The organism is Maritimimonas sp. 2210JD6-3, from assembly GCF_056591795.1.
The window spans coordinates 1-2,496 of the sequence record NZ_JBWQOJ010000072.1 but is presented as its reverse complement, the minus strand read 5'-3'; the positions used below and the strand labels follow the sequence as shown (position 1 = coordinate 2,496).

The following is a 2,496-nucleotide window of genomic DNA, read 5'->3' as shown; positions in this document are numbered from 1 at the left end:
GTAGCACGTTATTTTTTCTTTTTATAAAGTTCTATTGCCTTTAATAACTTCTTACCGCCAGTTTCATTTTGTATATTAATAAAATGGTCTAGATTCAGTTCAGGATGATTTTCTTTAGTCCAATTTAGAAGTTCACTTCTGTTCTTTCCCCAAGTGGCCTCATCAAAATTCAAATAGTCTTCTTCTATAGATGCTATTTTATTATTTTGAAATTTGACAATATAATTTGACAAAAAAGGTTTGTGCATAAAGAAGAGAATCCTCTTCTCAGTTTTTGAAACCTTTACTTTGACCGTTCCGTTTTCTAAATTCATTTCAAGTACTTTATATTTTGGTTCAAAAACCGAATCCCATTTTAACCAATTCCCTACATAATCATTTTTAGAGTATCTCACTTCATAGTCATATTTCGGTATTGTTGTTATCAGACTATCAGTTAATAAATCTTTCATTTTAGAACTATTAGATTCGTTAAGTGCCACGAAGTATTTTTTGGTAATTTCAAGCTTGTCAATTGTCTTTTCAGACTTTTTACAACTTAAAAGTCCGACTGAAAGTATGAGGAAAAATATTAAAACTCGATTCATTTTGATGTGTTTGGTCATAATGTGCTTTGATGGTTTGGGATATGATTCTGCCGTAGCTGAAAAATAATAAAATTACTTTGAATTCCAATTAAGGAATTCAACCGAAATGAATTATAGCTATTGCTATTTTTCCATAATTTGTTCCAATTCTTTGACTTTCCAACCATCATTTTCTTTAATGAATAACTCAATCATTGCAGCATGACTTCCACCAACTAAAACCATTATTCTTTCGTCAGATTCAATGGTGTTTTTCTGAATTAGAGACCACATATACAGATTTCTTTTGAACCATTCAGACGTTAAAAGAGGACCTGAAAAATCATGCAATTTGCCTGCTAATAACATTAGATTATTATGCCAATTATTAGATAGATTACGAAATTCCTTATCATTGATAAAATAAGTGAGTTCTGTAAGTGAATTTCCAGATTCAATTCTATTGTCAATTTCTGTTGTGATTTTAGTAATCCCTTCTTGAATACTTGCCTTAAGCTCAGATTGGTTATTGTTTTCAATGTCATTGATTACTTCTTCAAATGGAAAAGATGTTGAATAATCAATCCCATAAACACCTTTTAGGTTATTTTCTTTTGCTACTCTAAACGCCAATTGAAATATTTCATTCTTTAAATAAAAGTCCGAAAGACTGTCATTTGTAAAATATTTTCCTAATGTATATAATTGATACAATGAGTCTAATTCCTTTTGTTCGTTGTACGGCCACTCAACAAATATTTTGGTTGGATTATATTTTTTGATATTCAATGAAATTTGCTCTAATTCAAGCTGTGATTTTTCGTTCAAAATATCAAAGGATTTGGTTTTTGCAACATCAGCACCTGGATTGTCATAATGTAATGTTCCAATTAGTAATACTTCCTTGATTGTTGAAGTTTCAATAATTCTCTTTGATTCATTATTATGGTCTGTACTACAGCCAAAAAAGAAAATTGAAAGTAAGATTAAAATAATGTTGCTTTTCATATTGAATTCAATTCTGATGAATCACAAATTTGATAAACCGAACAATACTAAAATTGTAAAAGATTTACCTTACATCAAAAATCCAGTTTATATTATTTACTCCAATGTTTGATAGATTTTTAAAAAACAACTTTGGTGTAAGACCTGTCAAGGACTTAAAGCTGGAAATCATATGTGATTGGTCAAAGAAGTTCAACATGTATGCGAGTTCAGTCATATTATTACTTCCATTGGAAAAACGTTTGGCATTTAACGCCTTTCGAAAACGAGATATTTTTTTGTATTCAGTCGGTGTTTTGCATAAATGTTTTTTGAAATGATTAATGAGTGTCTTTTGACTAATGTTGTATTCTTCTGCCAATTCAAAAGTAGTTATATGGGAAATTTCTTGAATTTTCTTAATTGCATCAAATAAAAATGGATGCTTAAATCCAATCAATTTTTTCAACCAATATTCTTCAATTTCTGCTGATAATAGATTATTATCTTTTATTTCTAATATTTTTTTCATTTTTATGTCATAGTCTGAAAAAGGAATAAATTCATCAAAAAAGCTACTACTATAACTTTCCAATGGTTTTTGCAAAAAAGCATTAAGTCCAAGAGGTTTAAAATAAATACAGACTTCTTTAATTTCTCCTTTATATTGAAAACAAATTGGCTTGTTGAATCTGCAAACAAGACTTGTTTCAAGGTCTTTTGAGGAACAGAATTTAGTAGTAATTTTTTTTGAGGTAATAACGTTCTGTGCATTAAGAACAACAGCCACAACTGAAAATAAAGTAGGGAAAGTAAGATAGCTTACTTCTTTTTCTTTTTCAGAATGAGTGAGTATATAATAACTTTCAATATAGTTTTGAAGTTCTTTTTTTTTTGGTTTATACTGGTTAATTTCCATTAATTTTGCTGTGCTGGGTCATAA

The 2,496-nt window shown here is 28.8% G+C and carries 3 protein-coding genes; all 3 read right to left on the bottom strand.

Annotated elements, in window-relative coordinates; translation table 11 throughout:
• Window positions 1–8: 8 nt before the first annotated feature.
• On the bottom strand, window positions 9–587 hold the full coding sequence (locus tag AC1EUY_RS15890) for a hypothetical protein (RefSeq protein WP_480196534.1): 579 nt from the start codon (window positions 585–587) through the stop codon (window positions 9–11).
• 123 nt (window positions 588–710) lie between these two features.
• On the bottom strand, window positions 711–1,574 hold the full coding sequence (locus tag AC1EUY_RS15885) for a DUF5694 domain-containing protein (RefSeq protein WP_480196533.1): 864 nt from the start codon (window positions 1,572–1,574) through the stop codon (window positions 711–713).
• Window positions 1,575–1,638: 64 nt separating this feature from the next.
• On the bottom strand, window positions 1,639–2,472 hold the full coding sequence (locus AC1EUY_RS15880) for a helix-turn-helix domain-containing protein (RefSeq protein ID WP_480196532.1): 834 nt from the start codon (window positions 2,470–2,472) through the stop codon (window positions 1,639–1,641).
• Between the last annotated feature and the right edge of the window lie 24 nt (window positions 2,473–2,496).